4 protein-coding genes and 1 pseudogene are annotated in these 5,291 nt (G+C 69.2%); all 5 read right to left on the bottom strand.

All coding sequences use genetic code 11. The features are described from left to right. Positions 1 to 113: 113 nt before the first annotated feature. Positions 114 to 509: pseudogene (locus ABGA94_RS09560) on the bottom strand (class I SAM-dependent methyltransferase); the annotation flags it as partial. Between the two features lie 10 nt (positions 510 to 519). Beyond that, entirely contained in the window at positions 520 to 2,106 is a 1,587-nt protein-coding gene (locus ABGA94_RS09555) for a 2-isopropylmalate synthase (protein WP_375367128.1), read from the bottom strand. Then, positions 2,103 to 3,194, bottom strand: a complete 1,092-nt coding sequence (locus tag ABGA94_RS09550) for a threonine dehydratase (protein ID WP_053499063.1) — start codon at positions 3,192 to 3,194, stop codon at positions 2,103 to 2,105. Before ABGA94_RS09550 ends, ABGA94_RS09555 begins: the two co-directional genes overlap by 4 nt. 96 nt (positions 3,195 to 3,290) lie before the next feature. Beyond that, complete coding sequence (locus ABGA94_RS09545; protein ID WP_005419108.1) at positions 3,291 to 3,542, bottom strand: ACT domain-containing protein; 252 nt, start codon at positions 3,540 to 3,542, stop codon at positions 3,291 to 3,293. Continuing rightward, the gene (gene ilvG, locus ABGA94_RS09540; protein ID WP_005419106.1) at positions 3,526 to 5,262 is read right to left on the bottom strand and encodes an acetolactate synthase 2 catalytic subunit; all 1,737 of its coding nucleotides are present in this window, start codon (positions 5,260 to 5,262) and stop codon (positions 3,526 to 3,528) included. Before ilvG ends, ABGA94_RS09545 begins: the two co-directional genes overlap by 17 nt. Between the last annotated feature and the right edge of the window lie 29 nt (positions 5,263 to 5,291).

Below are 5,291 nucleotides of genomic sequence, written 5' to 3'. Positions count from 1 at the left end.
CAGTGGCGGTACGGTGCGCGTGAGAGCATGTCATCTCCCTGGCGATCAAAGGCAAACGCCGGGTGCTGCCGGAGGCCCTGGCCCACGCCCGGCAGAACTCAGTGGAAGCGCGCGCGCACGTCGGGGCGCAGCGCGCGACGCACGCCTTCCAGCACGCGGTCCGGGTTGCCCATCCAATGCAATGCGGCATTGCTGAAGACCGCATCGAACTCGCTGTCGAACGACAGCGCGTGGCCGTCCATCACCTGCGCGTCGACGCCACGTGCACGGGCGGCGATCACCAGTTCCGGCGACGCGTCCACGCCGTGGATGCACGCGCCGCTCAGGGCCAGCTCGGTGCTGAGCACGCCATCGCCACAGCCCAGGTCGAGGATGCGCTCACCGGCGCGCGGATCGAGCAGGCGCGCGACCGCGCCACCGAGCAACGGTACGAAGCCGGCATCGATCGCATAGTCCTGGGCGTTCCACTGCTGACCAGCGGCTGCGCTAGGAGTGTCGAAGGCGCTCATCTCGGGTTCCTCAGGCGGTGGCAGGGGTGGGAACGGCGGTGCTGCTGTGGGCGGTGGCCTGGCGCTGGCGCAGCAGGCGGTTGGCCACATCCAGCCAGGCCAGCGCGGAGGCTTCGATGATGTCCTTGCTGGTGCCGGTGCCGTCGTACTCCACGCCGTCGTGGCGCACGCTCAGATTGGCTTCACCGCGCGCATCGGCGCCGATGCCGACGCTGTGCACCTGGTAGCTGTCCAGCATCAGCTGCACGCCGGTGGCAGCCGACAGCGCGCCGAACAGCGCATCGACCGGGCCGTCGCCCTGCGCGGTCTCGGCCACGCGGTTGCCGTCCGGGTCGGACAGTTCGACCAGTGCATTGGCGCGGCTGCCGACGTCGCTGATGGTCATCGACGCCAGGCGATAGCCCTGCGCGTTGGAGCCGCCCTGCATCAAGGTTTGCAGGTCGGCATCGGTGACCACGCGCTGCTGTTCGCACAGGCCCTTGAACTGCTCGAACACCAGCTTCAGTTCGTCTTCGTCCAGCCAGAAGCCCAGTGCACGCAGGCGTGCTTCGACGGCGGCGCGGCCACTGTGGCGACCCAGCACCATCTGCGAATCTTCCCAGCCCACGTCTTCCGGGCGCATGATTTCGTAGGTGCCGCGATGGCGCAGCATGCCGTGCTGGTGGATGCCCGATTCGTGGGCGAAGGCATTGGCACCGACGATGGCCTTGTTGCGCTGTACCGGCATGCCGACCAGGCGCTGCAGCAGCTGCGAGGTGCCGACGATGCGCGGGGTGTTGATCGAACTGTCCTGTTCGTAGAAGGCCTGGCGCACCTTCAGCACCATCGCGATCTCTTCCAGCGAACAGTTGCCGGCGCGCTCGCCGATGCCGTTGACGGTGCACTCGACCTGGCGTGCACCGCCTTCGATGGCGGCCAGCGAGTTGGCCACCGCCAGGCCCAGGTCGTTGTGGCAGTGCGCGCTGAAGATCGCATTGGCGGCATTCGGCACGTCGGCGACTCCGGCGATGACCTGCTGGAACATCGCGCGGATCTCTTCCGGCGTGGTGAAGCCGACGGTGTCGGGCAGGTTGATGGTGGTGGCGCCGGCGGCAATGGCCACGCGCGAGACTTCGATCAGGTAGTCCAGCTCGGTACGGGTGGCATCCTCGGCCGAGAACTCGACATCGTCGATGTAGGATCGAGCCAGCGAGACGTGCTTGCGTACCGATTCCAGTACCTGCTCGCGGGTCATCCGCAGCTTGTGCTCGCGGTGCAGCGGGCTGGTCGACAGGAACACGTGCAGGCGCGGGTTGGCGGCCGCTTCCAGTGCGCGTGCCGAGGTCTCGATGTCGGCCTGCAGGCAGCGCGACAGCACGGCCAGGCTCAGGCTCGGGCGGCGCAGTTCGCGGCCGATCAGCGCCATCGCCTCGCGGTCGGACTGCGAGCTGGCCGGGAAGCCGGTCTCGATGATGTCCACGCCCAGTTCGTCCAGCGCACGCGCCATCACCAGCTTCTGCGGCGGGCTCATGCTGCAGCCGGGGGACTGCTCGCCGTCACGCAGGGTGGTGTCGAAGATGCGGATGCGCGGGGTGGTAATTCGTTCGATGGTGGTCACAGGGAAATCTCCTCGACAGCGGGTGCGGCGGCTTGCAGGGGGGAAGGGGAAGAGGTGGGGGACGCGAGGGCGCTGGCCTTGCCGGGCGAGCGCGGGGTTTCACTACGCCGTCGCCGTGGTTTGCGCGGCGGGCGCGGCCGGATGTCGGTGAGCAGGCCGGCCAGGACACCCGCATCGATATTCCCGCCGGACACCACCGCGCACTTGCGGCGGCCAGCGACACGGCGGCCTGCTGCCAGCGCCAGCGCACCGGCGCCCTCGGCGATGATGTGTTCTTCCAGTGCCAGCCGGACCAGGGTTTCACGCAGTTCGGCTTCGCGCACGATCACTACGTCGTCCAGCAGCGAGGTGCACAGGCGTCGGGTCAGGAATCCAGGGATCTTCACCCGCACGCCGTCGGCCAGCGAGGCGACGGGGGCGATCTCGCGTACGTCGCCGCGGATGGCGCGCGCCATTGAGTCAACGCCTTCCACCTGGGCACCGATCACGCGCACGCCCTGTGATTTCAGCGCCAGTGCAACGCCGGAGGCCAGGCCACCGCCGCCGATCGGCACGATCACCACGTCCGGTGCGTGCGCGGCCAGTTCGATGCCGACCGTACCCTGGCCGGCAATCACATCGGCGTCGTCGAACGCGGAAAGGAAGCGGTAGCCGTGGCGTTGTGCCAGTTCAACCGCGAAGGCGTAGGCCTCGTCATAGCTGGTGCCATGCTGGCGCACGGTGGCGCCCCAGTGAGCGACGCCGGCGATCTTGGTGGCCGGCGCGCCATGTGGCATCACGGTGATGGCCGGAACGTCCAGGCGGTAGGCCGCCCACGCCACGCCCTGGGCATGGTTGCCGGCCGAGGCGCAGATCACCGGCCGGGTATCGCCGCGCTCGCGGCCGGCCAGCAGCGCGTTCAACGCGCCGCGCACTTTGTAGGACCCGGTGCGCTGCAGGTTCTCCAGCTTCAGCCAGGTGCCGAAGCGCTCGGCATGGTGCAGCGGGGTAGGCGGCAGGAAGCGGCGCAGCCGGGCCTGCGCCGCCAGTACGTCGGCGACGCTTACGTCGCCGACATCGCTTTCCTGGCTGGCATCAGCGGCCGGCATGGGCCACCAGCGGGGTGCAGGCGACCGCCGCATGCGGGCACGGGCGGCGAAGAAGACGCCTCCGTACCGGCACCGTGGTCACTACGGTACGGGTGTTCATACGGATGCTCCTTCCACGGCGGTGACCTGCACGGACACGCAGTCGTAGATCTTCTCGATCTGCCGGCACAGCGTTTCCGCCGGGCGCTGGCCATCCACCACCAGTTGCAGGTGCCAGCGGCCATCGTCGGCGGCCACCGGCGCACCGCTGATCGCACGCGGCGCGAAGCCACGGCGCTCGGCCATGCCGATCACGCGCAACAGCGCGCCTTCGGCCGGGTGCAGCACCAGGTCAAGCCGGTAGTGCATTGGGGATCTCCTGGCGGGCATGGGCGGGGTTGCTTTCCAGCATCGTGCTGTTGGCGGTGTTCGGTGGCACCAGCGGCCATACGTTGGCGCGTGCATCGATGGCGACGTGCAGCAGTGCCGGGCCGGGTTCGGCCAGCAGCGCGGCCAGGCCACCCTCGACGTCATCCCGCGCGTCGATGCGGGTGGCGGAAATGCCGAACACCTGCGCCAGCGCCACGAAGTCCGGGTTGTCGGACAGGTCGATCTCGCTGTAGCGCTCGGCGAAGAACAGCTCCTGCCATTGCCGCACCATGCCCAGCGAACTGTTGTCCAGCAGCACGATCTTCACCGGCAGGCGGCAACGCGCGATGGTCGCCAGCTCCTGCACGTTCATCATGAAGCTGCCGTCGCCGGACACCAGCACCACGGTGCGATCGGGGCAGGCGAACTGCGCACCCATCGCGGCCGGCAGGCCGAAGCCCATGGTCCCCAGCGCGCCACTGGTCAGGTGGTTGCGCGGGTGGTTGAAGCGGCAGTGCTGCGCCACCCACATCTGGTGCTGGCCAACGTCGCAGGCGATCACCGCATCGGCCGGGGCCAGCTCGCTCAGGCGCTTCAGCAGCGCCGGGGCGTAGATGTGCTGGCCCGGTGCGTCGTAGCGCGCTGCGAAACGATCGCGATGCTGTGCACAGCGCTTGCGCCATGCGTCCTGGTGGGCCTTGGGGGAGGGGAAGGCCGCACGCAGGGCGCGGATGGCGTGACCGACGTTGCCGGGCACGGCGACATCGGCGCTGCGCAGCTTGGAGATCTCATATGCGTCCGCATCGATGTGAACGACGCGGGCGAACGGTGCGAACTCGGCCAGCTTGCCGGTGGCACGGTCGTCGAAGCGTGCGCCCAGCACCAGCAGCAGGTCGCTTTCCTGCACCGCCATGTTGGCCGCGCGGGTCCCGTGCATGCCCAGCATGCCCAGCGACTGCGGATGGCTGGCCGGCAGTGCGCCCAGGCCGCGCAGCGTCATCACGGTGGGGATGGCACTGGCCTCGACGAAATCGCGCAGGTCCTGCACCGCATCACCCAGCGCGATGCCACCGCCGGCGTAGACCACCGGCTTCTCGGCCGCGGCCAGCGCGGCAATGGCTTCGGCAATGGCGGCCTCGGCCGGCGCCGGCGGTGGTTCGACGCTGCTGGGCGCATGGGCCGGCAGATGGCTGGCGTCGGCCAGCTGCACGTCCTTGGGCAGGTCGATCAGCACCGGGCCGGGGCGACCTTCGCGGGCGATCCGGAACGCATCGGCCACCACGCGCGGCAGGTCATCGACGCTGCGCACCAGCCAGCTGTGCTTGACGATCGGCATCGTCAGGCCGAACACATCCAGTTCCTGGAAGGCGTCGGTGCCCAGCAGCGGCGTGCCGACCTGGCCGGTGATGCAGACCATCGGTACCGAGTCCAGCATCGCATCGGCGATGCCGGTGACCAGGTTCGACGCGCCCGGCCCGGAGGTGGCCACGCAGACGCCCACCTGGTTGCTGGCGCGGGCGAAACCATTGGCGGCCAGGGCGGCACCCTGCTCGTGGCGCACCAGGATGTGCTTCAGCGACGAGTCCACCAGCGCGTCGTAGAACGGCATGATGGTGCCACCGGGATAGCCGAACAGCGTGCGGACGCCTTCGGCCTCCAGCGCCTGGGTCAGCCAGCGCGCGCCGTTGGGCGGCGCGCTGCGGTGTGTGGAAGAGTTCATGGGGGAACCTTGCAAAGCGGGTGGGGGAG

The sequence above is a fragment of the Stenotrophomonas sp. 3diitr2024 genome (assembly GCF_042136455.1).
Lineage (GTDB): Bacteria > Pseudomonadota > Gammaproteobacteria > Xanthomonadales > Xanthomonadaceae > Stenotrophomonas > Stenotrophomonas sepilia.
This window is presented reverse-complemented; position numbering and strand designations above follow the sequence as displayed.

What these genes read in the sequence shown, in the direction of transcription:
- ABGA94_RS09550 (WP_053499063.1), bottom strand. Translation starts at nt 3,194, where the DNA reads ATGCCGGCCGCTGATGCCAGCCAGGAAAGCGATGTCGGCGACGTAAGC.
- ABGA94_RS09545 (WP_005419108.1), bottom strand. Translation starts at nt 3,542, where the DNA reads ATGCACTACCGGCTTGACCTGGTGCTGCACCCGGCCGAAGGCGCGCTG.
- ilvG (WP_005419106.1), bottom strand. Translation starts at nt 5,262, where the DNA reads ATGAACTCTTCCACACACCGCAGCGCGCCGCCCAACGGCGCGCGCTGG.